Origin of the sequence: Streptomyces sp. NBC_01520 (genome assembly GCF_045040375.1) — a bacterium.
In the GTDB taxonomy this organism is placed as follows: Bacteria; Actinomycetota; Actinomycetes; order Streptomycetales; family Streptomycetaceae; genus Streptomyces.
The window spans coordinates 2,571,879-2,597,789 of sequence record NZ_CP109404.1 but is presented as its reverse complement, the minus strand read 5'-3'; the positions used below and the strand labels follow the sequence as shown (position 1 = coordinate 2,597,789).

Genomic DNA, 25,911 nt, shown 5'->3' with positions numbered 1-25,911 from the left:
GGAGCCAGACGGGCCCCCGAGTCGCGCAGACATCTGTGCGGCGCGGGGGCCCGTTCGTCATGAGGCGTGCGGGCCGTTCGTTATGAAGCGGCGGCCTGTTGCCTCTTACGTCGCGGACCCGTGCGCTCTACTCTGATCACCACCCGTTAGTTACTCGCCAGTTAAGCAAGCAGGTCGAGCGGGCACGAGAACCAGGAACACAGGCAGCAGCAGCCCCCAAACATCCCGCACCAGTACCCAGCAGCCGGTCGTAGCAATGCCGCAGGCCCGGAGGACGTCGTGAGCGACACACAGACCTTGATCGATAGCCGACCGCCCTCCGTGGCGGCCCTCTTCGTCGACCGCGTGGCGGCCACCCCGGACGGTGAGGCTTACCGCTATCCCGTGCCGTCGGCCTCCGGCCAGGGCCCGGACGACTGGAAGTCGCTGACCTGGGCGCAGGCGGCGACCCGGGTGTACGCGATCGCGGCCGGCCTGATCGGTCTCGGCGTCCGGCCTGAGGAGCGGGTGGCGCTCGCCTCGTCCACCCGTGTCGAGTGGATCCTCGCCGACCTCGGCGTGATGTGCGCGGGTGCCGCGACCACGACGATCTACCCGTCCACGAACACCGAGGAGTCCGCCTTCATCCTGGCCGACTCCGAGAGTCGTGTCCTGATCGCCGAGGACGCCGCACAGCTGGCGAAGGCACGGGAGAACCGGGCCGGGCTGCCCTCCCTCGCCCATGTCGTCGTCATCGACCCGGCCGGTGCCGAGCCCGTGGAGGGCGACCCGGAGGGCTGGATCCTCACGCTGGCCGAGCTCGAGGCGCGGGGTGCCGAACACCTGGCGAAGAACCCGGACGCGGTCACCGACCGGGTCGCGGCGATCACCGCCGACCAGCTGGCGACCCTGATCTACACCTCGGGCACCACCGGCCGCCCCAAGGGAGTGCGCCTGCCGCACGACAACTGGTCGTACATGGCCAAGGCGACCGTGGCGACCGGCCTGATCAACGCGGACGACGTCCAGTACCTCTGGCTGCCGCTCGCCCATGTCTTCGGCAAGGTCCTCACCTCCGGCCAGATCGAGGTCGGCCACGTCACGGCGGTCGACGGCCGCGTCGACAAGATCATCGAGAACCTTCCGGTGGTCCAGCCGACCTACATGGCAGCCGTCCCCCGGATCTTCGAGAAGGTCTACAACGGGGTCGCGGCCAAGGCGCGGGCCGGCGGCGGTGCGAAGTACAAGATCTTCCAGTGGGCGGCGGGCGTGGGCCGCGAGTACGCGAAGGTGTCGCAGGACAACTTCCGCCGTACCGGCAAGGCGTCCGTGCCGTTCGCACTCGGCGCCAAGCACAAGGTCGCCGACACCCTCGTCTTCGCCAAGATCCGGGAGGCCTTCGGCGGCCGGCTCCGCGCCTGCATCTCCGGCTCCGCCGCGCTCGCCCCCGACATCGGCTTCTTCTTCGCCGGCGCCGGGATCCACATCCTGGAGGGCTACGGCCTCACCGAGTCCAGTGCCGCCTCCTTCGTCAACCCGGGCGAGGCCTACCGCACCGGAACCGTCGGCAAGCCGCTCCCCGGCACCGAGGTCCGGATCGCGGACGACGGCGAGATCCTGCTGCGCGGCCCCGGCCTGATGGAGGGCTACCACCGGCTGCCCGAGAAGACCGCCGAGGTCCTGGAGTCCGACGGCTGGTTCCACACCGGCGACATCGGCGAGCTGTCCGAGGACGGCTATCTGCGGATCACCGACCGCAAGAAGGACCTGATCAAGACGTCGGGCGGCAAGTACATCGCCCCGGCCGAGGTCGAGGGACAGTTCAAGGCGGTCTGCCCGTTCGTCTCCAACATCCTGGTGCACGGCGCGGACCGTAACTTCTGCACCGCCCTCATCTCCCTCGACGAGCCGACCATCCTCTCCTGGGCCCAGGAGAACGGGCTGGGTGGCAAGCCGTACGCCGACGTGGTGGCCTCCCCGCAGGCCGTGGAGCTCATCGAAGGCTACGTGAAGCGGCTCAACGAAGGCCTGCAGCGCTGGCAGACCATCAAGAAGTTCCGGCTGCTGCCGCGCGACCTCGACATCGAGCACGGCGAGCTGACCCCCAGCCTCAAGCTGAAGCGGCCGGTCGTCGAGCGCGAGTACAAGGACCTCATCGACGACATGTACGCGGGCTCCCGCGAGGCGTGACAACCGCCGGTACGGAGCGGAGGAGCAGGTCACAGGCGGGGCAGGTGGGTGCGCAGGCACCGGCCGGCCCCGTCCGCCGTCCCGCCCGCCCCGTCCGGCCCCGCCCACTTCGGTCACTCGGTGCTTATGGACCCGCCCGGTCTGTCACTCTGTCGTAGAACGTCAGCGGTGTATCGCGAGAACCGTCAGGAGCCGCACCGTGGGGCCCATCCCAATCCAGCGGGACATCGTTCACCGTCCCGAAGGCGTCGTCGCAGGTCAGGGCAACGACGCGCATACGGTCGCCCGTACCAGCCTGCCCGGAATCCCGCTGGCCCCCTCCGCGGCCCGCCGGTTCGTCCGGGCCGCGCTCGTCGACTGGACCGCCGTCGGCCTGCCGTCCGCCGGGGCTTTCGGCGACCGCCTCACCGACGACGCGGTGACCGTGGCCAACGAACTGGTCACCAACGCGGTCGTGCACGCCGGCACCACGGTCGAGCTGCTCCTCAGGCTGGAGGACACGGCCGGGGCCGAGCCCGCCGCGCTGGTGCTGGAGATCACCGACCACCACCCCGCCCGTTCGGTGCGTGACGGCCGGACCGAGCGGCCCGATCCCGCCGAGCACGGCCGGGGTCTGCAGCTCGTCGCCACCCTCGCCGAATCGTGGGGCATCACCTACCGCACCGGGCTCAAGACCGTCTGGGCCCGGCTCCAGGCCGACGACTGGGACGGCCTCCCCGGTCCCGAACCGACCGAGGACGCGGTCCACCGGCGGGGCAGGCGCACCGAGATCCCCGCCCCCACCGTCCGGCCGGCCGAACGCGATGACACGGACTGGGCCGGGCGCGGGGCGCTCTCCTTCCTCGCCGAGGCGTCCGACCTGCTCGCCGGCCAGCTCGACGAGGACCTGGTGGCGTCCATAGCGGGTCAGCTGATGGTGCCCAGGCTCGCCGACTGGTGCGCGATCTGGCTGGAGAGCGAGGGCGGCGGCCCCGCGGCCGCCCCACGCCTCGCCGGCGTCTGGCACAGCGACAAGGGAGCCACCGAGACGCTCCGCCCGGCACTGGAGAAGGAGCCCCTCCGCTTACCCGGCAGCGTCGGCAGCGGCCCCGTACCCATCCCGTGGCCCGCCGACGCCGTCGCGGGGCACGGTGACGGCGGCGCCGCGCTCGCCCACCGCATCACCTCGGGCGGCCGCACCCTCGGCGCGGTGCTCGTGGGCCGGGAAGGGGTCGCGCTCTTCCCCGGCGAGGTGGCCGCGCTCATCGCCGACTTCGTACGCCGCGTCGGCCTCGCCGTGGGCGCCGCCCGCGCCTACACCCGGCAGGCCACCATCAGCCGCATCCTGCAGCGCGGCCTGCTGCCCAGCAAGGTCGCCGAGATACCCGGCGTCACCAGCGCCCTGGTGTACGAGCCCGGTGACGACGGTGTCGTCGGCGGCGACTTCTACGACCTCTTCCCGTGCCCCGGCGGACGCTGGTGCTTCGTCCTCGGCGACGTCCAGGGCAGCGGCCCCGAAGCCGCCGTCGTCACCGGCCTCGCCCGCCCCTGGCTCCGGCTGCTGTCCCGGGAGGGCTTCCGCGTCGGCGAGGTGCTCGACCGGCTCAACCGGCTCCTCCTCGACGACGCCATGGAGGCGGCCGAGGCCGCCGCCCTGATGGTCGCCGCGGCGGGCGGCCGGCAGATCCAGGACGGCACGGAGTCCCGCTTCCTCTCCCTGCTCTACGGCGACATCGTGCCGCTCCCGGGCGGAGGTGTCCGCTGCACCGTGGCCAGCGCGGGCCACCCCCTCCCGCTGCTGCTGCGCCCCGACGGATCCGTACGCCCGGCCGCCGAGCCGCAGGTCCTGCTCGGGGTCGTCGAGGACGTGGCGTACGAGAGCCAGAGCTTCGACCTCGCGCCGGGCGACAGCCTCCTCTGCGTCACCGACGGGGTGACGGAGCGGCGGTCCGGCCGGCTGATGTTCGACGACGGCGACGGACTCGCACACGCCCTGTCCGGTTGCGCCGGGCTGTCGGCCGACCGGATCGCCCACCGGATCAAGCACGCAGTCCACGCCTTCGCGGAGCGCCCGCCCGACGACGACCTGGCCCTGCTCGTCCTCCAGGTCGACTGAACCGGAGGGCGGCGGGAGCGTGGGAGGGAAAGCTCCGGCGGCGAGTGACAATGGACGGTATGCCTTCCGTACTGCCCGATGGTGAGCCCGTGCCCGACGACGGGGCGCTGCCCCGCCATGCCCTGGAAGGCGCCGCCGGCCGGCCGCTCGGTTTCTACCTGCACGTGCCCTACTGCGCCACCCGCTGCGGCTACTGCGACTTCAACACGTACACCGCGACCGAGCTGCGCGGCTCCGGTGGTGCGCTGGCCTCCCGCGACAACTACGCGGCGCATCTGGTCGAGGAGGTCCGCCAGGCCCGCAAGGTGCTCGGCGACGACCCACGCCCCGTCCGCACGGTCTTCGTCGGCGGCGGTACGCCCACCCTGCTGCCCGCCGCCGACCTCGTCAGGATGCTCGGGGCGATCCGCGAGGAGTTCGGGCTGGCGGACGACGCGGAGATCACCACGGAGGCCAACCCGGAGTCCGTCGACCCGGCCTATCTGGCGGCGCTGCGGGAAGGCGGCTTCAACCGCGTCTCCTTCGGGATGCAGAGCGCCAGGCAGCACGTCCTGAAGATCCTGGACCGCACCCACACCCCCGGCAGGCCCGAGGCCTGTGTCGCCGAGGCCCGCGCGGCCGGCTTCGAGCACGTCAACCTCGACCTGATCTACGGCACCCCGGGGGAGTCCGACGACGACTGGCGGGCCTCCCTCGACGCGGCGATCGGCGCGGGCCCCGACCATGTGTCGGCCTACGCGCTCATCGTCGAGGAGGGCACCCGGCTGGCCCGCCGCATCCGCCGCGGCGAGGTCCCGATGACCGACGACGACACCCACGCCGACCGCTATCTGATCGCCGACGAGGCGATGGCCGCGGCGGGCTTCTCCTGGTACGAGGTATCGAACTGGTCCCGCACGCCCGAGGGCCGCTGCCTGCACAACGAGCTGTACTGGCGCGGCGCCGACTGGTGGGGCGCCGGTCCCGGAGCGCACAGCCACGTCGGCGGGGTGCGCTGGTGGAACGTCAAGCACCCCGGGGCGTACGCGCAGGCGCTCGCGGAGGGCCGCTCGCCCGGGGCCGGGCGCGAGATCCTGACCGAGGAGGACCGGCGCGTCGAGCGGATCCTGCTGGAGCTGAGGCTCGTCGAGGGATGCCCCCTGTCGCTGCTCGCCCCCGCCGGGCTCGCGGCGGCCGGCCGGGCCGTCACGGACGGGCTGCTGGAGCCCGGACCGTATGCCGGTGGCCACGCGGTCCTCACCCTGCGCGGGCGCCTGCTGGCCGACGCCGTGGTGCGCGACCTGGTCGACTGAGGTCCCGCGCGGCCGGGACGAGCGGGCAGCCCCGGCCGACCGAGGCCCCGCCCCCCCACGGCTACCCCAGCGGGCAGGTCCCGCTGGTGAGGACCACCGGATCGCCCGCCGCCCGGCCGCACACGATGTCGGTCCTCGCGTCCGGACCGGGCCGGGTGACCTTCATGATGTTGAGGCCGTGCACCTTCTGGTCCGCGTACGGGATCGTCCCGCGGAAGGTGACCGTCCCGGTCGGCATGTCATGAAGCGCCACCGAATAGAGCGTCGCCCAGGTCTCCGCGGCGCTCTGCGCGTTGTCGCTCCTGGTCGCGGCGGCGTAGAGGGCCGCCGTCGCCTGGTACGAGATGACGCTCTGGCCACTGGAGAACAGCTTGTCCTCGTACGGCGGGACGCCCTTCGGCAGCGGTTCCAGACGTCTGCCCTCCGGGAGCAGCGACTCCAGGGCCTTGCGCGACTCTTCGTAGAACGTCCGGCCGCCGCCCCGGCTCATGGGAGCCGGCGAGCCGTAGTAGAGCGTGACCTTCTCCGCGAGCTTCGTCGCGTCGTCGAAGCGCGCCTTGGTCATGTCGTCCCCGGTGAAGACCGTGATCCTCTTCTCCGAACAGCCCGCGATCTGGCCGAGGCCGGACATCAGGGTGTTGACGTCCTCGACCCGGCCGGCGAAGTACAGGGCGTCGGGCACGCGTTCCGCTCCGCAGACGTCGTGCAGCGGGCCGTCGAGGTTGGCCGACCCGCCGTCCTTGGAGAGGGAGTACTGGGTGCTGTCGGGATCCGCCGCCAGCGCGAAGCCGGACTTCGTCAGCATCTGCTCGCCCACCCTGCGCTGCTCGGTGGTGTAGCGGTCCTTGTCCTCGTTGCCGACCTTCCTGGACAGGACGACGGCCTGCGGGTCCTCCAGCGAGTCCGCGAGCTGCCCCGCTATCAGCCCGAGGGCGTTCGCCTGCTCCTCGTCGGTCGCCGCGAGGCCGAAGTAGTTCGGGTACGCGCGGGCGAGACCGCTGTCGGAGTTGGTGGTGTCCACGACGGGGAGCCCGGCGGCCTGCAGTTTCCCGGTGGCCTCCGCGCTCTCGGTGGTGTTGCGGCCCAGACCGACCACACCGACCACGGAGGGGTCCCGCTCGGCGACCTCGACGATCTTCTCGACCGCCGTCGTCTGCCGGAGCATGTCCTGACCGCCGTTGGCCATGAGGACCCGGAGCTTGACCGTACGGTCGGCGTTGACGGACCGCTGGTGGAGAAAGACGCCGGTCAGCTCCTCCAGGCCCTTGCGGGTGTCCTCCTTGCTCTTGAGCGTTCCGGTGAGGGGACCGGCGTAGACGATGGTCACGTGGTCGGTGCCGGGCCCGATGCTCGTGTTCTGCTCCCGGACCGCCTGCTCGATCCGCTCGAAGGTGACGCCCTGGCCCACGCCGCCCAGCTGCAGACCGTTGCCCTCGGCGAAGCGCACCTCGGGGGCCGTCGCCACCCCGACGCACTCCCTGACACCCCCCGGGCCGGACAGCCTGACCGCATCCGTGCTGCGGCCGACGAGCGGGCCGTGGCAGTAGGTCTCCTTCCAGTGCCCGCTCCACAGGAACGTCCCCAGCAGGGCGCCCACCAGCACGAAGGCGATGGTCGTCCGCGACATCACCCACCAGGCCCAGGTCCGCCGGACCCGATGCGTGGCCAGCTGGGCATGGGCGTGCTCATGGGTCAGCTTGCCGGTGGACAGGGGCAGCCGGAGCACCCAGGCCAGTGTCACGGCCGCCGCGGGCGCCTGCCCCACGCTCAGGTCGTCGACCCAGGCCTCGTAGCGTGCACGCGCCCCCGATCTGGCGCCGGTGTGCGGGAGCGGCTCCACAGGCAGCGGCGGGGTACGCCGCATGATCTGGGCGGCCGGCAGGGACGCCAGGAGCAGCAGCGGATCCACCTCGCTGCGCCGGGAGCGCACGTTGTTGATCGCGTTGATCAGCAGGACCCCGCCGTTGTCATGCGTGGCGGTCGGCAGGAGCACCACCGGCGGCACGGTGCGCTTGCTGCGTCGCCAGTCCAGGGCGTGCGGCCGGTAGTTGTGCAGCAGGTCCTCCAGCAGGGCCTGGACCCGCAGCTCCAGATGGAACTGGCGCGCGTGCTCGTCACCCGCCCCCGCGTCCGCCACCCGCTCCGCCACGGCGGCGGCCCGGGCCCGGATCACCCGCCACGAACCGCTCGGCGAGAACCACGACCAGCCGTCGGACGGATACCCGGTGCTGGACGCGGCCAGCGAGGAGGTGGTCGCGAGCCATCTGCTGGCCCGGCGCAGCCACAACAGCGGCGGCGCGGCCGTCGTCACCAGCCGCACGACCGCCAGGCCCAGCAGGGCCACGGCGGCGACCAAGGCGGTCAGCAGCCAGCCGATCTCGCCCAGGAGCACGCTCAGTACGGCGATGAAGACGGCGCCCAGGAAGGTCTCCGGCCGTATCGACGCGCGCAGCGAGTCCCACCAGGTGCGGGGCCCCGCCCGCCGCGCCCGCCACCGCAGGCTGCCCAGCTGCTCCAGAATCCGTGTCTCACGCCCACCCGCCGAGCCCTGGTCCGGCTGTGAGACGACCGTCGCGGTGGCCTGCTCGATGGCGTCCAGGAGACGGGAGCGGGGGAAGACGAAGGGCTTGTACTGCGAGGTGCTCCGGGTCTCCCAGGGGCGCTCGGTCAGCGTGCGCACCATGGACAGCGCCGCCTCGTACGAGCTGTCGCCGTGACCGGCGAGCAGCTTCACCGGGACACGGCGCAGCTGGTTCGCCCGGTGGACCTGCAGGACGATCTGCTGCACCCTGTCGTCGATGTCCGGTCCGGCGCCCGCGTCCGCGGCCTGCGCCACGATCAGAGGCATCACCGGCCGGTTGACCCGGTACTGGTCGATCAGTTCCTGGACGAGGTGGAAGACGGCGGAAGCCGCCTCGTTCTCCGCACTGTCCCGCCACACTTCGCGTGCCATCCGCTGCCCCCGGCTTCCCCCTGGGCCCGCGGAACACGCGGGCCCGTCCGCGCCCGCCGGGCCCGCCGAAGCCATCGAGGACGCCGGGCCCGCCGAACCCCTCACCTCTCAATAACCGATGGTCCGTGTGCGGCGCAGAGATTCACAGGGATCGGTACGGGATCCTCCCAAACCGTGCCGGGACATCAGGCCGGAAGGGTGACGAAATCGATCAATTCCTCTACGCGGCCCAGGAGTTGCGGTTCCAGGTCCTTGTAGGAGCCGACCCTGGACAGGATGTGCTGCCAGGCCGCGCCCGTGTTCTCCGGCCACCCCAGCGCCCGGCACACCCCTGTCTTCCAGTCCTGGCCGCGCGGCACCACCGGCCACCCGGGGATTCCCACGGACGACGGCTTCACCGCTTCCCAGACGTCGATGTACGGATGCCCGACGACCAGCACGTCCGCGTCCGTGACCTCGGCGGCGATACGGGACTCCTTGGAGCCCGGCACCAGATGGTCGACCAGGACGCCGAGCCGGGCGTCCGGGCCCGGGGAGAACGCGCGCACGATCGCCGGGAGGTCGTCGATGCCCTCCAGGTACTCCACGACCACGCCCTCGATGCGCAGGTCGTCCCCCCAGACCCGCTCGACCAGCTCGGCGTCGTGCCGCCCCTCGACGTAGATCCGCCCGGCCCGTGCCACCCGCGCCCGCGCCCCGGGGACCGCCACCGAACCGGAGGCGGTACGGACAGGGCGCGCGGGTCCGCCGGCCGACGGCCGCACGAGGGTGACCACCCGGCCCTCCAGCAGGAAGCCGCGCGGCTCCATCGGGAACACCCGGTGCTTGCCGAAACGGTCCTCCAGCGTGACCGTGGGCCCCTGGGCCGTCTTCTCGCACCGGATCACCGCACCGCAGAAGCCGCTGACCGCCTCCTCCACGACCAGATCGGGCTCGGCGGGTACCTCGGGGGCGGGGGCGGACCTCTTCCACGGCGGAGTCAGGTCCGGCTGGTAGCTGCGCATGGCACGACGATAGAGGGCGACCCGCTCAGGACACGCCGAAGCGGGCCGCCAGCCGGTCGCGCTGCGCCCGTACGAACGCGGCGTCCACCACCGCCCCGTGCCCCGGCACGTACGACGCGTCCTCGCCGCCCAGCTCCAGCAGCCGGTCCAGCGCGGCCGGCCAGTGGGAAGGGACCGCGTCCGGGCCGGCCTGCGGCTCGCCGGACTCCTCGACCAGATCACCGCAGAGGACCACGACGGGGGAGCCCGGCACCAGCACCGCGAGGTCGTGGCCGGTGTGCCCGGGACCCACGTTGGCCAGCAGCACCTGGAGGCCGCCGCCCAGGTCGAGCGTCCACTCCCCGCTCACCTGGTGGTGCGGCGCCACGAGCACGTCCGTCGCCGCCGTGGCTTCCTCCTCGCTCATCCCGTGCCGCATCGCGTCCGCGCGCAGCCCCGCCGCCCCGTGCCGCCCCAGCAGCTCGGCCGTGCCGACCGCCCCGTAGACCTCCGCCCCGGCGAACGCGGCGGTGCCCAGCACATGGTCGAAATGGGGGTGGCTCAGTGCGACATGCGTCACCCTCCGGCCGAACAGGGCCTCCGCCTGAGTCCTCAGCGCGGCCCCCTCGCGGAGCGTCGAACCGGTGTCGTAGAGCAGCACGCCGTCCGCCCCGGCCACCAGCGCGGCGGTCGCGTCCCAGACGGGAAGGCGTCGGCGTCCCGTACCGTTGCCCAACCGCTCCCAGCCGAAGTCTTCCCAAGAGACGTCCATACGGTGACGCTATCGGCATCGGCCTGCGCACTCCCGCCACGGCATGGCCGGTCGCCCTTGCCCCGGCCCCACCCCGCCCCCGTACACTGACCGGGGGGATTGCTGGCACTCGAACACACAGAGTGCCAGGCAGACACCGGAGAACCACAGCTGGAGGTGTGCGCGATGCTCAGCGAACGCAGACTCGAAGTGCTGCGCGCCATCGTCCAGGACTATGTCGGCACCGAGGAGCCCGTCGGCTCCAAGGCGCTCACGGAGCGGCACAGGCTCGGGGTCTCCCCGGCCACCGTCCGCAACGACATGGCGGTGCTGGAGGACGAGGGCTTCATCGCCCAGCCGCACACCAGTGCGGGGCGCATCCCGACGGACAAGGGATACCGGCTCTTCGTCGACAAGCTCGCGGGCGTCAAGCCCCTGTCGTCGCCGGAGCGCCGGGCCATTCAGAATTTCCTCGACGGCGCGGTCGACCTCGACGACGTCGTGGGCCGCACGGTCCGGCTGCTCGCGCAGCTGACCCGGCAGGTCGCCGTCGTGCAGTACCCCTCGCTGACCCGTTCCACGGTGCGGCACGTGGAACTGCTCTCGCTCGCTCCGGCCCGTCTGATGCTCGTACTGATCACGGATACGGGCCGGGTCGAACAGCGTATGATCGACTGCCCCGCCCCGTTCGGCGAGACCTCTCTCGCCGATCTGCGGGCCCGGCTCAACAGCCGGGTCGTCGGACGCCGCTTCGCGGACGTTCCGCAACTGGTGCAGGACCTGCCGGAGTCCTTCGAGAACGAGGACCGGGGAACCGTCTCGACGGTGCTCTCCGTCCTTCTCGAAACTCTGGTCGAAGAGACGGAGGAGCGGCTGATGATCGGCGGCACCTCCAACCTCACCCGCTTCGGGCACGACTTCCCTGTGATGATCCGGCCGGTGCTGGAAGCACTGGAGGAACAGGTCGTCCTGCTGAAGCTGCTCGGTGAGGCCACGGACTCAGCCATGACCGTACGGATCGGGCACGAGAACGCCCACGAGGGCCTCAACTCCACGTCCGTCGTCGCGGTCGGCTACGGTTCGGGCGACGAGGCAGTCGCCAAACTCGGCGTGGTCGGACCGACCCGCATGGACTACCCCGGAACGATGGGAGCGGTACGCGCAGTGGCACGTTACGTCGGACAGATCCTGGCGGAGTCGTAAGTGGCCACGGACTACTACGCCGTACTCGGCGTGCGCCGCGACGCATCTCAGGACGAGATCAAGAAGGCATTCCGCAGGCTCGCCCGCGAGCTGCACCCGGATGTCAACCCGGACCCGAAGACCCAGGAGCGGTTCAAGGAGATCAACGCCGCTTACGAGGTGCTGTCGGACCCGCAGAAGAAGCAGGTCTACGACCTCGGTGGCGACCCGCTGTCCGCCTCCGGCGGTGGCGGCGCGGGCGGTTTCGGAGCCGGCGGCTTCGGCAACTTCAGCGACATCATGGACGCGTTCTTCGGCAACGCCGCCCAGCGCGGGCCCCGTTCGCGGACCCGGCGCGGCCAGGACGCCATGATCCGGCTGGAGATCGACCTCAACGAGGCGGCCTTCGGCACGACCAAGGACATCCAGGTCGACACGGCGGTCGTCTGTACGACCTGCAGTGGCGAGGGCGCCGCACCCGGCACCTCCGCGCAGACCTGTGACATGTGCCGCGGCCGCGGCGAGGTCTCCCAGGTCACCCGGTCCTTCCTCGGCCAGGTCATGACCTCACGACCCTGCCCGCAGTGCCAGGGCTTCGGCACCGTCGTGCCGACCCCCTGCCCCGAGTGCGCCGGCGACGGCCGCATCCGCTCGCGGCGCACCCTCACCGTGAAGATCCCCGCAGGTGTCGACAACGGCACCCGCATCCAGCTCGCGGGCGAGGGAGAGGTCGGCCCCGGCGGCGGCCCGGCCGGCGATCTGTACGTCGAGATCCACGAGTTGGCGCACGCGGTGTTCCAACGGCGCGGCGACGACCTGCACTGCACCGTCACCATCCCGATGACGGCCGGCGCGCTCGGCACCCAGGTGCCGCTGGAGACACTGGACGGGCTGGAGGAGATCGACATCCGGCCGGGCACCCAGTCCGGCCAGTCGGTCCCGCTGCACGGGCGCGGCATCACGCATCTGCGCGGCGGCGGGCGCGGTGACCTGATCGTCCACGTCGAGGTCATGACCCCGACGAAGATGGACCCCGAACAGGAGCGCCTCCTGCGGGAGCTGTCGAAGCTGCGTGGCGAGGAACGGCCCACCGGCCAGTTCCAGCCGGGCCAGCAGGGACTGTTCTCCCGGCTGAAGGACGCCTTCAACGGCCGCTGAACCCCGCACGACGACGACGTCCACGCCGCACCGCCCGCCGGTCCCGTACCGGCGGGCGGTGCGGCGTGTGGCGACCCGCCCCTCGGCGGCCGGATCGGCTGATTCGGCGCCCCGCACGGGACGTGGCACGATGCCGTCATGTCCTTGGCGCTGACCGATCTCTGCCGGTATCCGATCGTGCAGGCCCCGATGGCGGGCGGTGTCTCCTCCCCGCAGCTGGTCGGGGCCGTCGCCGACGCCGGAGGGCTCGGCTTCCTGGCCGCCGGCTACAAGACGGCGGACGGGATGTACCACGAGATCGAACAGCTGCGCCGGCTGACCGGCCGGCCCTTCGGCGTCAACCTCTTCATGCCGCAGCCACTGCTCGCCGACCCGAGCGCCGTGGAGGTCTACCGGCACCAGCTCGCCGGTGAGACGTCCTGGTACGAGACCCCGCTGGGCGACCCCGACTCCAGCGGCGACGACGGCTACGAGGCCAAGGTCGCGATCCTCCTGGAGGACCCCGTCCCCGTGGTCTCCTTCACCTTCGGCTGCCCCACCCGCGAGGTCCTCGACGCGTTCGCCGCGGCCGGCACCTTCACCGTCGTCACGGTCACCACACCCCAGGAGGCGCGGAACGCCCAGTGGGCGGGCGCCCACGCGGTCTGCGCCCAGGGCGCGGAGGCGGGCGGCCACCAGTCCACGCACCGCGACGACCCGCAGGGCGGCCTCACCGGCACCGGCCTGCTCACCCTCGTCGCCGAGGTCCGCGAGAGCGTGCGGCTGCCGGTCGTCGCGGCCGGCGGGCTGATGCGCGGCTCCCAGATCACGGCGGTGCTGGCTGCGGGCGCGGACGCGGCGCAGCTCGGCACCGCCTTCCTGGCCTGCCCCGAGTCCGGGGCGCACCCCCTGCACAAGCGGGCCCTGACCGACCCGTTGTTCGTGACGACGGCCCTGACCCGGGCGTTCTCCGGCCGCCCCGCGCGCGGGCTGGTCAACCGCTTCGTACGCGAGCACGGCAGATACGCCCCCGCCGCCTACCCCCAGGTCCACCAGATGACCAGCGGGCTGCGCACGGCGGCGGCCAAGGCCGGCGACGCGCAGGGCATGGCCCTGTGGGCGGGCCAGGGGCACCGGATGGCACGCGAGCTGCCCGCCGGGGAACTCGTGGAACTGCTCGCCGCCGAAACGGAAGCCGCGCGTGCGGCAGTGAGCGGGAGGAGTGCCCAGTGACGGCACCGGTCTTCGTCGTCGAACACATGCCCAGCGGGCCGGAGTTCGTCCTGGAAGGATCCGAGGGGCGGCACGCCGTGTCCGTGAAGCGGCTGAACCCGGGGGAGGACGTCGTCCTGACCGACGGGCGGGGCCGCTGGGCCGAAGGCGTCGTACGGGCGGCCGACGGCAAGGACCGGCTCGTCGTCACCGGCCTCGCCCCGATCCACGAGGAACCGGCGCCCGCGCCCCGGATCACCGTCGTGCAGGCGCTGCCCAAGGGCGACCGCGGGGAGGTGGCCGTCGAGACGATGACCGAGACGGGCGTCGACGCGATCGTGCCCTGGCAGGCGGCACGCTGCATCACCCAGTGGAAGGGCGACCGCGGGCTCAAGTCCCTGGCGAAGTGGCGCAGCACCGCCCGGGAGGCGGGGAAGCAGTCCCGCCGGGTGCGGTTCCCGGAGGTCGCGGACGCGATGACGACGAAGCAGGTCGCCGCACTGCTGGCCTCGGCGGACTTCGCGGGGGTCCTGCACGAGGACCGGGAGACCGGAAGCGCGCCGCTCGCCACCGCCGAACTCCCCGCCACTGGCTCGATCGTGCTGGTCGTGGGCCCCGAGGGCGGAGTCTCCCCGCAGGAGCTCGCCGCCTTCGCCGAGGCGGGCGCGCCGCCGTACCGGCTCGGCCCCAGCGTGCTGCGGACCTCGACCGCGGGGACGGCCGCGGCGGCGCTCCTGATGGGCCGCACGGGACGCTGGAGCTAGCCACCTGCCGCGCCGGGGACGGCTGCTCGGGGGCTGTCACCCGGGGTGGTTGCTCGGGGGCTGGCTGTCACCCGGGGCCGTCGTCCCGGTAGGCCGTCCCGGGTCCGCCGCTTCCGGGGTTCTGTCCGAGGCCGCCAAGGCGGAGGCCGTCACCTCGGAGGCCGTCACGCCCGGGCCCCCGTCCCGGGAGATGCCACCCGGGCCGCCCCGTCCCGTCACCCGGCCCGTCCCGTCAGCCGTCCCGGGCCGCCCCGTCCCGTCCCCCGGGCTCGTCCCGTCACCCGGGCCCGTCCCGTCACCCGGGCCACCCCGTCCCGGGAGATGCCGCCCCGGCCGGCCCCCGGGCCGCCGCGTCCCCCGTCAACCGCCCCTCCCGGGGCGCCCCACCCCCGCCCCGGACGGACCCCGGCGCGCGGACCGGCCGTCCTGCGGGCGCGGGCGGATAGCATGCCGGTGTACTGATCACGATCACCAAACGACCGAGGAGGCCGGGCCATGGCGGGAGAGCCGCAGACCGACTGCCTGTTCTGCAAGATCGTCACGGGCGACATCCCGGCGACCATCGTCCGGCAGAGCGCCACGACCGTCGCCTTCCGTGACATAAACCCGCAGGCCCCCACGCACGTGCTCGTCATCCCGAAGGCGCACTACCCGGACGGTGCCTCGCTCGCCGCCGCCGAACCGCAGATCGCCGCGGACGTGCTGCGCGAGGCCGGCCTGGTCGCCGCCGACGAGGGCATCACCGGGAGCGGCTACCGCATCGTGTTCAACACCGGTGCCGGTGCCGGCCAGACCGTCTTCCACGCGCACGCCCACGTCCTGGGCGGACGCGGGATGCAGTGGCCCCCCGGCTAGACAGGTCCGCACACCGTGTCCGTACGCGAACTCGTGGTCCTCGGCACCGCCAGCCAGGTCCCGACCCGTCACCGCAACCACAACGGCTACCTGCTGCGCTGGGACGGCGAGGGCATCCTCTTCGACCCCGGCGAGGGCACCCAGCGCCAGATGCTGCGCGCAGGCGTCGCCGCGCACGACATCAACCGGATCTGCGTCACGCACTTCCACGGGGACCACTCGCTGGGACTGGCCGGGGTGATCCAGCGGATCAACCTGGACCAGGTCCCGCACCCCGTCACCGCCCACTTCCCGGCGAGCGGACAGCACTTCTTCGACCGGCTGCGGTACGCGACGGCCTACCGCCAGTCCGTCGACCTGGCCGAGGTCCCGGTCGCCGCCGACGGGATCCTCGCCACCACGGACGCGTACACCCTCGACAGCCACCGCCTCTCGCACCCCGTCGAGTCCTACGGCTACCGCCTCACCGAACCCGACCGTCGGCGTATGCTCCCCGAGAAGCTCGCCGAGCACGGTATCCGTGGTCCGGACATCGGGCGGATCCAGCGTGACGGCGCACTGCGCGGCATCCCGCTCGACGCGGTCTCCGAGCCCCGGCGCGGGCAGCGGTTCGCCTTCGTCATGGACACCCGGCTCTGCGACGGCGCGTACACGCTCGCCGAGGGCTGCGACATGCTGGTCATAGAGTCCACCTTCCTCGACGAGGACGGCCGGCTCGCCGCCGACCACGGTCACCTCACCGCGGGCCAGGCGGCCCGCGTGGCCAGGGAGTCAGGCGTACGGCACCTCGTGCTGACGCACTTCTCGCAGCGCTACAACGACCCCGAGGCCTTCGAGCGCCAGGCCAGGGCAGCCGGCTTCGAAGGTGAACTGACCATCGCCCAGGACCTGATCACGGTCCCCGTACCCACCCGCCACCAGTAACGAGAACCCCGTGCACCTCCCCAAAGCCGAACTCCACCTCCACATCGAAGGAACCCTCGAACCCGAGCTGGCCTTCGCCCTCGCCGCACGCAACGGCGTGGACCTGCCCCACGCGGACACCGAGGCGCTGCGCACCGCCTACCTCTTCGACGACCTGCAGAGCTTCCTCGACCTCTACTACGCCCTCATGGCCGTCCTGCGCACCGAGGAGGACTTCGCCGAACTGGCCGACGCCTACCTCGCCCGCGCCGCCGCCCAGGGCGTCCGCCACGCGGAGATCTTCTTCGACCCGCAGGCCCACACCGACCGGGGTGTCCCGATCGGCACCGTCATCGAGGGACTCGGCAGGGCGCTGGAGCGCAGCGAGGAGACGCACGGCATCTCCACCCAGCTGATCATGTGCTTCCTGCGCGACAGGTCCGCAGAGTCCGCGCTGGAGACCCTGGAGGCCGCGAAACCGTACCTGCACCGCATCAGCGCCGTCGGCCTGGACTCCGCGGAGGTCGGCCACCCGCCCGCGAAGTTCCGCGAGGTGTACGCCGCGGCCACGGCCCTCGGCCTGCGCAAGGTCGCCCACGCCGGCGAGGAGGGCCCGCCGGAGTACATCCGTGAGGCCCTGGACGTCCTGGGCGTCGAGCGCGTCGACCACGGCCTGCGCTGCATGGAGGACCCGGACCTGGTGGACCGGCTCGTCTCCGAGCGCATACCGCTGACGCTCTGCCCGCTGTCCAACGTGCGGCTGCGCGCGGTCGACACCCTGGAGGACCACCCGCTGCCCGCCATGATGGCCGCCGGGCTGCTCTGCACGGTGAACTCCGACGACCCCGCCTACTTCGGCGGGTACGCCGGAGACAACTTCCGGGCCGTCCACGAGGCACTCGCCCTGGACCACGAGCAACTGCGCACCCTCGCCCGGAACTCCTTCGAGGCGGCCTTCCTCGACCACGACGAGGAGCGCAGGTCGCGCTATCTCTCCGAGGTCGAGGCGTACGCGTTCGACTGACCCGATCCGCCCGCCGGACCGGCCGTCCGGAACGCGCTCCTGACGAGCCGCCTGCGGCGCAGCGCGGGAACGCTGATCTCCGTGACGGCCTGCTCCGGTGCTCCCAGTTTCGGCACCGCGCCGGACAGGCTGCCGGTCGTCGCGGCGAGCAGTGCCGCCGGGGCACCACCCCTGCGCCGGACGGAGCCGGGCACCAGCGGGCGCCCTCCGGTGTGCAGCGCGACGGCGGTCACGGGGGCGGCGACCAGCAGTGTGGCGGCGCCCAGGATCAGGCCCATCACCGCGTAACCGGCCTCCTCGGACAGCACACTGCCGAGGACGGGGCCGCAGGCCACGCCGACCGACGACGCCGAGCCCGCCAGGACCGCCCAGCGGCCGCGTACGTCCAGTGAGGCCGCCAGGCCGATCAGATACGACAGGACCACCGGGTAGAAGGCGTTCCACGTGATCTCGCCGGTCGCGAACGCGCCGAGGTCGTCGGCCGAGGAACTGAGAACGATGCTCATCGCGATGATCACGGTCCCGAGCCCGATCGGTACGGCGCGTCCGAGCCGGGCGCCCAGCATTCCGGCCCCCATGACGCCGAGGAGACCGGCCCCCAGCGCGGCCGCGAACACCGCGCCGACGGTCACCTCGGAAAGTCCCACCTGGACGACACCGATCCGGCTGCTGACCCCCCACAGGGCGTTCTGCGCCATGGACCAGACGAGCATCCCGCCGGCCAGCACCAGGCCCGACCGCCGGTGCGGCAGCCGCCCCTGGACGGTCGTGGCGGCGCCGACGGGCGAGGAACCGCCCAGCCGGGACGTGGCGGGCCAGACGAGCAGTGCGACCAGGGCGATCGACGCGAACGGCAGGCGGTGACCGCCGCCGAGGTGGGGGACCGTCAGATAGAGGAGGCCCGCCGTCGCCGAGACACTGAGCAGCCCCAGGGACGAGGTCCGGTGCGGGTCACGCTGCGCGGCGATGCCGGCCGCCGCGACCGCGGTCGCCGTGCCGGAGCCGAACCCGCCGATCACGACACCCGCGACCACCAGCGGAACCGAGGCGGTCAGGGCGGCGCAGCCGTAGCCCAGCACGGCCAGTATCAGTCCGACGCGCGCAGGTCTCCGTGATCCGTACCGCTCGACGCGTCCCGCCAGGGCGAAACCGGCCGAGGCCGAACTCAGCAGCAGGGCACTGCCGACCAGGCCCGCCTGGGCGGAGCTCAGCCCCAGATAGGCGCTGAGGCGGCCGACGATGGTGGGGAGCAGATAGGCGGCGAGGTAACCGGCGGTGAACACGGCGACCAGGGGCCACGCGGCGCGGGGGCGCGAGGACATGGGCGTTCCTGAAGACATGCCAGAAGAGGCAGGAGAAAGGCAGGGGAGGGTAAGGCGGGGGTGATGCGGGGGGCCCGGCGGATCCGGGCAGGGCGGTGCGAGGGGTGATGCGGAGGGGTGATGCGGAGGGGAGGGTGACGCAGAGGGGGGTGAAGCAAGAAAAAGCGGGAGATGCGAGACTCGTCGCCAACTGTCCCGAACGGTGCTCGCGGGCCAATTTGTATCAAGCGCGCACAGCGGACGGAAAGCCGCCTCGATGTGATCTGGGTCACTTACGGGTTTATGCATCTTCCGACCGGGTAGCAGCGCATGTTTATGCAGGTCGGAGCGAGTGTGAGCGTGGCGGCGCGGACCCTCCGGTTACGCGGGCGGATCGGGCACACTGGCCGGATCTCGCACTGTCCAGATCCGCCACGGCCGGGAGCGCACGGTGAGCACAGACATCTCAGGCATCGACCCGCTGCTCGGGCTGCGCGCCCCGCAGGACCCGCCCTGCGACGTCTTCCTGACCGGCCCGGTCTTCCTGGACATCATCTTCACCGGCCTGGACAGCGCACCCGTACGCGGCACCGAGTCCTGGGCCCGGGGGATGGGATCCAGCCCCGGCGGCGTCGCCAACATGGCCACCGCGCTCGCCCGGCTCGGACTGCGCACCTCGCTGGCCGCCGCGTTCGGCGACGACCACTACGGCGAGTACTGCTGGGACGCCCTCGAACAGGGCGAGGGCATCGACCTCTCGATGTCGCGCACGGTTCCCGGCTGGCACTCACCGGTCACCGTCTCCATGGCCTACGAGGGCGAGCGCACGATGGTCTCGCACGGCCACGAGGCACCCACCCCCGTCCCCACCGCGACACCCGGCCGGACACTCCCGCACTGCCCGCCCCGGGCCCGCGCAGCCATCGCCTCACTGACCCCCGGCCGCAGCGAGCCATGGGTGCCCGGCGCCGCCCGGGACGGCGCCATGGTCTTCGGCGACGTCGCCTGGGACGAGACCGGCCGCTGGGACCTGGACGCCCTGCCCGACCTCGGGCACTGCTCGGCCTTCCTCCCCAACGCCGAGGAGGCCATGCGCTACACCCGCACCGACTGCCCGCGCGCCGCCGCCCACGCCCTGGCCGAACGCGTGCCCCTCGTCGTCGTCACCCTGGGCGCGGAGGGCGCGTACGCCGTGGAGCGGGCGACCGGGACCGCCGCCGAAGTGCCCGCAATCGCGGTCGAGGCCCTGGACCCCACCGGGGCGGGCGACGTCTTCGTCGCCGGGTTCGTCACCGGCACCCTGGCAGGCTGGCCGCTCGCCGACCGGCTCGCCTTCGCCGGACTGACCGCCGCGCTCTCGGTCCAGGAGTTCGGCGGATCACTGTCCGCGCCCGGCTGGGCCGAGATCGCCGCCTGGTGGCAGCAGGTACGCACCTGCGCCGACCAGGACCCGGCGGCGCTGGAACGGTACGCGTTCCTGGAGGAACTGCTGCCCGCCACCAGCCGGGCATGGCCGCTGCGCCGCGCCGTCCCGACCATCGGCTTCCGCCAGTGAAGGGCTGATGATCAGCCGGTAAAACCTCTCGGTGTTGTCGGTGCGGAGTCGTACGCTGGTACTCCAGAGGCCGTCGAGCAGCGACTGCCCTGCAACGGGAGGTATGTGCAGGCCCGAGGGCCGGCCCATGACTCAGTCACCTACACAGCCACAGGCGCGAGCCCAGATCAGGATCCCCGCCGCACACCCCATGGTGATGCTCCTGGGATCGGGTGACTCCCTGCTGCGCGTGATCGAAGCGGCGTTCCCGGCCGTCGACATCCATGTCCGGGGCAACGAGATAAGCGCGACTGGCAGCGCGACGGACGTCGCCCTGATCCAACGGCTTTTCGACGAGATGGTGCTGGTGCTCCGCACCGGACTGCCGATGACGGAGGACGCTGTGGAACGCTCGATCGCCATGCTCAGGGCGAGCGGCAACGGCACCGGGGACGGCGCCGAGACGCCCGCAGAGGTGCTCACCCAGAACATCCTCTCCAGCCGCGGTCGCACCATCCGCCCCAAGACGCTCAACCAGAAGCGCTACGTCGACGCGATCGACAAGCACACCATCGTCTTCGGCATCGGCCCCGCGGGCACCGGCAAGACCTATCTCGCCATGGCCAAGGCGGTCCAGGCCCTGCAGTCCAAGCAGGTCAGCCGGATCATCCTGACCAGGCCCGCCGTGGAGGCGGGGGAGCGGCTCGGCTTCCTGCCCGGCACGCTCTTCGACAAGATCGACCCGTATCTGCGCCCGCTCTACGACGCACTGCACGACATGCTCGACCCCGACTCGATCCCGCGGCTGATGGCGGCGGGCACGATCGAGGTGGCGCCCCTGGCGTACATGCGTGGCCGTACGCTCAACGACGCGTTCATCATCCTCGACGAGGCGCAGAACACCAGTGCCGAGCAGATGAAGATGTTCCTCACCAGGCTCGGCTTCGACTCGAAGATCGTCGTCACCGGTGACGTCACCCAGGTCGACCTCCCGAGCGGGACGAAGAGCGGTCTGCGTCAGGTGCAGGAGATCCTGGAAGGTGTCCAGGACGTGCACTTCTCCCGGCTCACCTCCCAGGATGTCGTCCGGCACAAGCTGGTCGGCCGTATCGTCGACGCGTACGAGAAGTACGACAACGAAGAGGGCCGCAACGGCCGCAACGGGAAGTAGTCGCAGCGCACCATGTCGATCGACGTCAACAACGAGTCCGGAACCGAGGTCGACGAGCGGGCGATCCTCGACATCGCCCGCTACGCCCTCGCCCGGATGCGGATCCACCCGCTGTCCGAACTCTCGGTGATCGTGGTGGACACCGCCGCCATGGAGCAGCTCCACATCCAGTGGATGGACCTTCCCGGTCCGACGGATGTCATGTCCTTCCCGATGGACGAGCTCCGTCCGCCGGCGAAGGACGACGAGGAGCCCCCGCAGGGGCTCCTCGGTGACATCGTGCTCTGCCCGGAGGTCGCGAAGAAGCAGGGCGAAGAGGCGGACACCCAGCACTCCATGGACGAGGAACTGCAGCTCCTCACCGTTCACGGGGTGCTGCACCTCCTCGGCTACGACCACGAGGAGCCGGACGAGAAGGCCGAGATGTTCGGTCTCCAGGCCGCCATCGTCGACGGCTGGCGCGGTGAGCACGGGCTGACCGGCCCGTCCCCCGCACCCACCGTCTCGTGAGCGTCCCCCTCATCTCGGGTGCCGTCCTGCTCGTCGTCGTCGGCTGGCTCGCCGCCTGCGCCGAGGCCGGCATCGCGCGCACGTCCAGCTTCCGGGCGGCGGAGGCCGTCCGGGCCGGGCGGCGCGGCAGCGCCAAGCTGGAGCAGGTCGCCGCCGACCCCACCCGCTATCTCAACGTCGCCCTGCTCGTGCGGGTCGCCTGCGAGATGTCCGCGGGGGTGCTCGTCACGTACGCCTGCCTCGAGGAGTTCCCGGAGACCTGGGAGGCGCTGGCCGTCGCCATGGGTGTGATGGTCCTTGTCAGCTACGTCGCCATCGGGGTCTCGCCGCGCACCATCGGCCGCCAGCACCCGCTGAACACGGCGACCGCCGCGGCGTACGTCCTGCTGCCGCTGGCCAGGATCATGGGCCCGGTCCCGCAGTTGCTGATCCTCATCGGCAACGCGCTGACCCCGGGCAAGGGCTTCCGCAAGGGCCCCTTCGCCAGCGAGGCCGAACTCCGCGCGATGGTCGACCTCGCCGAGCAGGAATCGCTCATCGAGGACGAGGAGCGCCGCATGGTGCACTCGGTCTTCGAGCTCGGCGACACCCTCGTACGCGAGGTGATGGTGCCCCGCACCGACCTGGTCTGCATAGAGCGCTACAAGACGGTCCGCCAGGCGCTGACCCTCGCCCTGCGGTCGGGCTTCTCGCGGATCCCGGTCACCGGGGAGAACGAGGACGACATCGTCGGCATCGTCTACCTCAAGGACCTGGTCCGCAAGACGCACGTCAACCGGGAAGCGGAATCCGACCTGGTCTCCACGGCGATGCGCCCCGCCGCGTTCGTCCCCGACACGAAGAACGCGGGCGACCTGCTGCGCGAGATGCAGCAGGACCGCAGCCACGTCGCCGTCGTCATCGACGAGTACGGCGGCACGGCCGGAATCGTCACCATCGAGGACATCCTCGAGGAGATCGTCGGCGAGATCACCGACGAGTACGACCGCGAGCTCCCGCCGGTCCAGGAGCTGGAGAACGGCTGCTACCGGGTGACCGCACGGCTCGACATCGGCGACCTCGGTGAGCTGTTCGGCCTCGACGAGTACGACGACGAGGACGTGGAGACGGTCGGCGGCCTGCTCGCGAAGGCCCTCGGACGGGTCCCGATCTCCGGGGCCTCGTCGGTGGTGGACCTTCCCGACGGGCGCAGGCTCCGGCTGACCGCGGAGTCCCCGGCCGGCCGCCGGAACAAGATCGTCACGGTGCTGGTGGAACCGGAGGGAGCACAACCGGAATGACGCCCCAGGAACTGCGCGCGTTCTGCCTGGAATTCAGTGCCTGCGCCGAGGAGTTCCCCTTCGGGCCCGAGACCTCGGTCTTCAAGGTACTGGGGAAGATGTTCGCCCTCAGCGCGCTGGACGGCAGTCCGCTGACGGTCAACCTCAAGTGCGATCCGGACGACGCGGTGCGGCTCCGCGAGGAGCACCCCGCGATCGCGCCCGGCTGGCACATGAACAAGCGGCACTGGAACACGGTGACCGTCGGCGGACTGCCGGACCAGATGGTCCGGGAGCTCGTCGAGGACAGTTACGACCTGGTGGTGGCCGGTCTGCCGAAGGCGGAGCGCCTCCGGCTGGACCGGCCGTAGCCGCAGGTGCTCAGGCGGCGGACCGGCGCAGGCCGGCCGCCGCCGCGACGCCCGCCGCGAGGAGGATCAGCGCGGCGACCGCCGCCACCAGCCGCACCCCGTCGAACAGCGAGTCCTGGGTGGTCGCCAGCACCCCCAGCATCGGGATGCCGACCGTGAGCCCCACCTGCTGCGTCGTGGTGACCAGACCCGTCGCCAGCCCCTGCTCCTCGTCGGGGACCCCGGAGGTCACCGTCACCCCGTACGAGATGATCGCGCCCAGGTGGAACGCGCTGGCCAGGGAGACCGCCACCGTTGCCGTCAGGACACCGGTGTCCTCGCCCAGGGCGAGCAGCGCCCCGATGAAGACGCCTTGGCCGAGAAGCGACACGACCAGCGTCCGCCGGGCGCCGATCCGGCCGATGACCCGGGGCGCGTACACCCCGGCGGCCACGGACATCACGCCCTGCACCCCGAAGACCAGGCCCGTCCCGAAGGCGGAGAGGCCCAGCACCTCCTGGAGGTACAGGGTGAGGACGAAGACGACGGTGCTCATCATCGAGAACGTGGCCAGTCCGCCGAGGTTGCCGAACGCCACGGTGCGGCGCCGCAGCATCGGCAGGGACACCAGCGGGGCCGTCGCGCGCGACTCGACGGCCACGAAGGCCGCCAGCAGCAGGACCCCCGCCACCAGCGAGACCAGGACGTCCGCCCCGCCGAAGCCGCGCTCGGCCGCCGTGGACAGTGCGTAGATCAGTGCCAGCAGGCCCCCGGTGACGGTGACGGCACCCGGCACGTCGAGCCGCGGCCGGTCAGGCGTACGCGACTCGGTGAGCACCTTCGGTGCCAGGACGAGCACGACCACCGAGGCGACCGCCAGCAGCCCCGTCGTGGAGCGCCAGCCCAGGGTGTCGGTGAGCACGCCCCCCGCCACCATGCCGACGGTGAAGCCCAGCGAGAGCAGTGTGCCGCTGATGCCCAGGGCACGTTCCCGTAGCGGCCCCTCCGGGAACGTCGTCGTCAGCAGGGACATGCCGGTCGGCACGATCACGGCCGCCCCCAGCCCCTGGAGCGCCCTCCCCGCGAGGAACGACGCCGGGTCCCAGGCCAGGGTCGCGAGCAGCGAGGACGCCCCGAAGACGGTGAGACCGGCGAGGAACAGCCTGCGCCGGCCGTAGAGGTCGGCGATCCGCCCGAAGAGGAGCAGGAATCCGCCGGACGGCAGCGCGAACGCGGTGACCGCCCACTGGAGCCCTGACCGGCTCAGCCCGAGGTCCTCGCCGAGGACGGGCAGTGCCACGTTCAGCACGGAGAAGTCGAGCGCCACCATGAACTGGGCGGCGCACAGCACGAAGAGCACCAGACGGGCCCGGCCCGGCAGCCGGGCCGGTAGGGGGTTCACGGGGTCAGCGGCGCTGACGGATGAGGTGGAGGGGGTTTCGATCGCCATGGCGACAGCCTGCGACCGGCGGAATATCCGTGGGGAGCGGGAACTTATCCTGTTGGCCGCACCACCAGGCAGGCGCGCGGCACGGACACGGACACCAGGGGGAGTACGTGGCCTCACCGGCCCGTAACAGCACCACGGACCGCGGCATCACGGACGACAAGGCGCACCGCCTCGCCGAGCTGCGGGAGTTCCTGATGAGCCGCAGGGCCAGGGTCAGCCCGGCCGAGGCCGGACTGCCGGACGGCGGGGCACGCCGGCGTACCCCCGGGCTGCGCCGCGAGGAGGTCGCCGTCCTCGCGGGCGTCGGCGTCTCCTGGTACCAGTGGCTGGAACAGGGCCGCGACATCACGGTGTCGCCCCAGGTCCTGGACGCCGTGGCCCGGGTACTGCGGCTCAACAGCGCGGAACGCCGCCATCTCTACGTCCTGGCCGGCCTCAACCCGCCCGCGGCCGAGGTCGATCCGGCCTACCGGGACATGTGCGCGGGCCTGAACCGGCTCATCGACGCCTGGATGCCCTTCCCTGCCCACATCATGGACCGGTACTGGAACACCGTGCTCTACAACGACGCGGCGGCGACGGTGCTCGGCATGCGCCCCGGCATCGTGCAGAACTGCATGGTCGCCTTCTTCACCGACCCGGTGTACCGGGCCAGGTCGACGCAGTGGGAGGCGATCGCGCCGCTGGTCGTCGCGCAGTTCCGGGCCGCCTGCTCGGACCACCCCGACGACGACGGATTCCGGGCCGTCGTCGCCGAGGTGAAGGAGCGCAGCCCCGAATTCGCCGCGCTCTGGGACCAGCGGGACGTCGCCCCCGGCGGCCAGATCCGCAAGGAGCTCCAGCACCCGCTCGTCGGCACCCTGGCCGTGGAGTCCACCCAGCTGCGGGTGCCCGCACGCCCTGACCTGGTGATCGTGCTGCACACCCCGCTGCCCGACACCGGCACGGAGGCCCGGCTCCAGTGGCTGGCCTCGCCGGAGGGGCGGCGCGGCTCGATGTACCCCGTGCCGTGACCG

General features: G+C 71.9%; 21 protein-coding genes. 16 read left to right on the top strand and 5 right to left on the bottom strand.

Annotated elements, in window-relative coordinates:
- The first annotated feature begins 279 nt into the window (after positions 1–279).
- The 3 genes from OG524_RS11780 to hemW all read left to right on the top strand — a co-directional run bounded on the left by OG524_RS11780 (position 280) and on the right by hemW (position 5,556).
- The gene (locus OG524_RS11780; protein ID WP_405810128.1) at positions 280–2,169 is read left to right on the top strand and encodes an AMP-dependent synthetase/ligase; all 1,890 of its coding nucleotides are present in this window, start codon (positions 280–282) and stop codon (positions 2,167–2,169) included.
- A 199-nt stretch (positions 2,170–2,368) separates the two neighbouring features.
- Positions 2,369–4,264, top strand: a complete 1,896-nt coding sequence (locus tag OG524_RS11775) for a SpoIIE family protein phosphatase (RefSeq protein ID WP_405390893.1) — start codon at positions 2,369–2,371, stop codon at positions 4,262–4,264.
- A gap of 50 nt (positions 4,265–4,314) precedes the next feature.
- The gene (gene hemW, locus OG524_RS11770) at positions 4,315–5,556 is read left to right on the top strand and encodes a radical SAM family heme chaperone HemW (RefSeq protein ID WP_384492922.1); all 1,242 of its coding nucleotides are present in this window, start codon (positions 4,315–4,317) and stop codon (positions 5,554–5,556) included.
- Positions 5,557–5,617: 61 nt separating this feature from the next.
- Here hemW and OG524_RS11765 read toward each other — a convergent pair whose 3' ends face one another.
- The 3 genes from OG524_RS11765 to OG524_RS11755 all read right to left on the bottom strand — a co-directional run bounded on the left by OG524_RS11765 (position 5,618) and on the right by OG524_RS11755 (position 10,264).
- The gene (locus tag OG524_RS11765) at positions 5,618–8,509 is read right to left on the bottom strand and encodes a hypothetical protein (protein ID WP_405390894.1); all 2,892 of its coding nucleotides are present in this window, start codon (positions 8,507–8,509) and stop codon (positions 5,618–5,620) included.
- A 185-nt stretch (positions 8,510–8,694) separates the two neighbouring features.
- Entirely contained in the window at positions 8,695–9,513 is an 819-nt protein-coding gene (locus OG524_RS11760) for a DUF3097 domain-containing protein (RefSeq protein WP_405390895.1), read from the bottom strand.
- A 25-nt stretch (positions 9,514–9,538) separates the two neighbouring features.
- The gene (locus OG524_RS11755; protein ID WP_405810125.1) at positions 9,539–10,264 is read right to left on the bottom strand and encodes an MBL fold metallo-hydrolase; all 726 of its coding nucleotides are present in this window, start codon (positions 10,262–10,264) and stop codon (positions 9,539–9,541) included.
- A 165-nt stretch (positions 10,265–10,429) separates the two neighbouring features.
- Here OG524_RS11755 and hrcA point away from each other — a divergent pair, with 165 nt between their 5' ends.
- The 7 genes from hrcA to OG524_RS11720 all read left to right on the top strand — a co-directional run bounded on the left by hrcA (position 10,430) and on the right by OG524_RS11720 (position 17,320).
- Positions 10,430–11,446 carry a heat-inducible transcriptional repressor HrcA gene (hrcA, locus tag OG524_RS11750; RefSeq protein ID WP_405390897.1) on the top strand — a complete coding sequence of 339 codons (1,017 nt, stop codon included), beginning with the start codon at positions 10,430–10,432 and terminating at the stop codon, positions 11,444–11,446.
- A complete protein-coding gene (gene dnaJ / locus OG524_RS11745; protein WP_384492918.1) occupies positions 11,447–12,583 on the top strand; it encodes a molecular chaperone DnaJ in 1,137 nt (378 codons plus the stop codon).
- A gap of 138 nt (positions 12,584–12,721) precedes the next feature.
- Positions 12,722–13,795: a nitronate monooxygenase gene (locus OG524_RS11740; RefSeq protein ID WP_405390898.1), complete on the top strand. Its 1,074-nt coding sequence runs from the start codon at positions 12,722–12,724 to the stop codon at positions 13,793–13,795.
- Positions 13,792–14,538, top strand: a complete 747-nt coding sequence (locus OG524_RS11735) for a 16S rRNA (uracil(1498)-N(3))-methyltransferase (protein ID WP_405390899.1) — start codon at positions 13,792–13,794, stop codon at positions 14,536–14,538. Before OG524_RS11740 ends, OG524_RS11735 begins: the two co-directional genes overlap by 4 nt.
- A gap of 495 nt (positions 14,539–15,033) precedes the next feature.
- The gene (locus tag OG524_RS11730) at positions 15,034–15,393 is read left to right on the top strand and encodes a histidine triad nucleotide-binding protein (protein ID WP_405390900.1); all 360 of its coding nucleotides are present in this window, start codon (positions 15,034–15,036) and stop codon (positions 15,391–15,393) included.
- A 15-nt stretch (positions 15,394–15,408) separates the two neighbouring features.
- On the top strand, positions 15,409–16,317 hold the full coding sequence (locus tag OG524_RS11725; protein ID WP_405810121.1) for a ribonuclease Z: 909 nt from the start codon (positions 15,409–15,411) through the stop codon (positions 16,315–16,317).
- Positions 16,318–16,327: 10 nt separating this feature from the next.
- Positions 16,328–17,320 carry an adenosine deaminase gene (locus OG524_RS11720; RefSeq protein ID WP_405390902.1) on the top strand — a complete coding sequence of 331 codons (993 nt, stop codon included), beginning with the start codon at positions 16,328–16,330 and terminating at the stop codon, positions 17,318–17,320.
- Here the strand turns inward: OG524_RS11720 and OG524_RS11715 are convergent.
- Entirely contained in the window at positions 17,284–18,642 is a 1,359-nt protein-coding gene (locus OG524_RS11715; RefSeq protein ID WP_405810119.1) for an MFS transporter, read from the bottom strand. The genes OG524_RS11720 and OG524_RS11715 overlap by 37 nt on opposite strands.
- 430 nt (positions 18,643–19,072) lie before the next feature.
- On the opposite strand from OG524_RS11715, the gene OG524_RS11710 reads away from it, so the two are divergent.
- The 5 genes from OG524_RS11710 to OG524_RS11690 all read left to right on the top strand — a co-directional run bounded on the left by OG524_RS11710 (position 19,073) and on the right by OG524_RS11690 (position 23,466).
- The gene (locus OG524_RS11710) at positions 19,073–20,176 is read left to right on the top strand and encodes a carbohydrate kinase family protein (protein ID WP_405810117.1); all 1,104 of its coding nucleotides are present in this window, start codon (positions 19,073–19,075) and stop codon (positions 20,174–20,176) included.
- A 127-nt stretch (positions 20,177–20,303) separates the two neighbouring features.
- Positions 20,304–21,326: a PhoH family protein gene (locus OG524_RS11705; protein WP_405390905.1), complete on the top strand. Its 1,023-nt coding sequence runs from the start codon at positions 20,304–20,306 to the stop codon at positions 21,324–21,326.
- 12 nt (positions 21,327–21,338) lie between these two features.
- A complete protein-coding gene (gene ybeY / locus OG524_RS11700; protein WP_405390906.1) occupies positions 21,339–21,836 on the top strand; it encodes an rRNA maturation RNase YbeY in 498 nt (165 codons plus the stop codon).
- Complete coding sequence (locus OG524_RS11695) at positions 21,833–23,116, top strand: hemolysin family protein (protein WP_405390907.1); 1,284 nt, start codon at positions 21,833–21,835, stop codon at positions 23,114–23,116. The genes ybeY and OG524_RS11695 overlap by 4 nt, the downstream gene beginning before the upstream one ends.
- Positions 23,113–23,466, top strand: coding sequence for an MmcQ/YjbR family DNA-binding protein (locus tag OG524_RS11690; protein WP_405390908.1), 354 nt, complete (start codon positions 23,113–23,115; stop codon positions 23,464–23,466). Before OG524_RS11695 ends, OG524_RS11690 begins: the two co-directional genes overlap by 4 nt.
- Positions 23,467–23,476: 10 nt before the next feature.
- On the opposite strand, the gene OG524_RS11685 is transcribed toward OG524_RS11690, so the two are convergent.
- Positions 23,477–24,895 (bottom strand): MFS transporter, encoded by a 1,419-nt coding sequence (locus OG524_RS11685; RefSeq protein ID WP_405390909.1) that lies wholly within the window; start codon positions 24,893–24,895, stop codon positions 23,477–23,479.
- A 107-nt stretch (positions 24,896–25,002) separates the two neighbouring features.
- Between OG524_RS11685 and OG524_RS11680 the strand changes: the two genes are divergently transcribed.
- Positions 25,003–25,908: a helix-turn-helix transcriptional regulator gene (locus OG524_RS11680; RefSeq protein ID WP_405390910.1), complete on the top strand. Its 906-nt coding sequence runs from the start codon at positions 25,003–25,005 to the stop codon at positions 25,906–25,908.
- Positions 25,909–25,911: the final 3 nt, after the last annotated feature.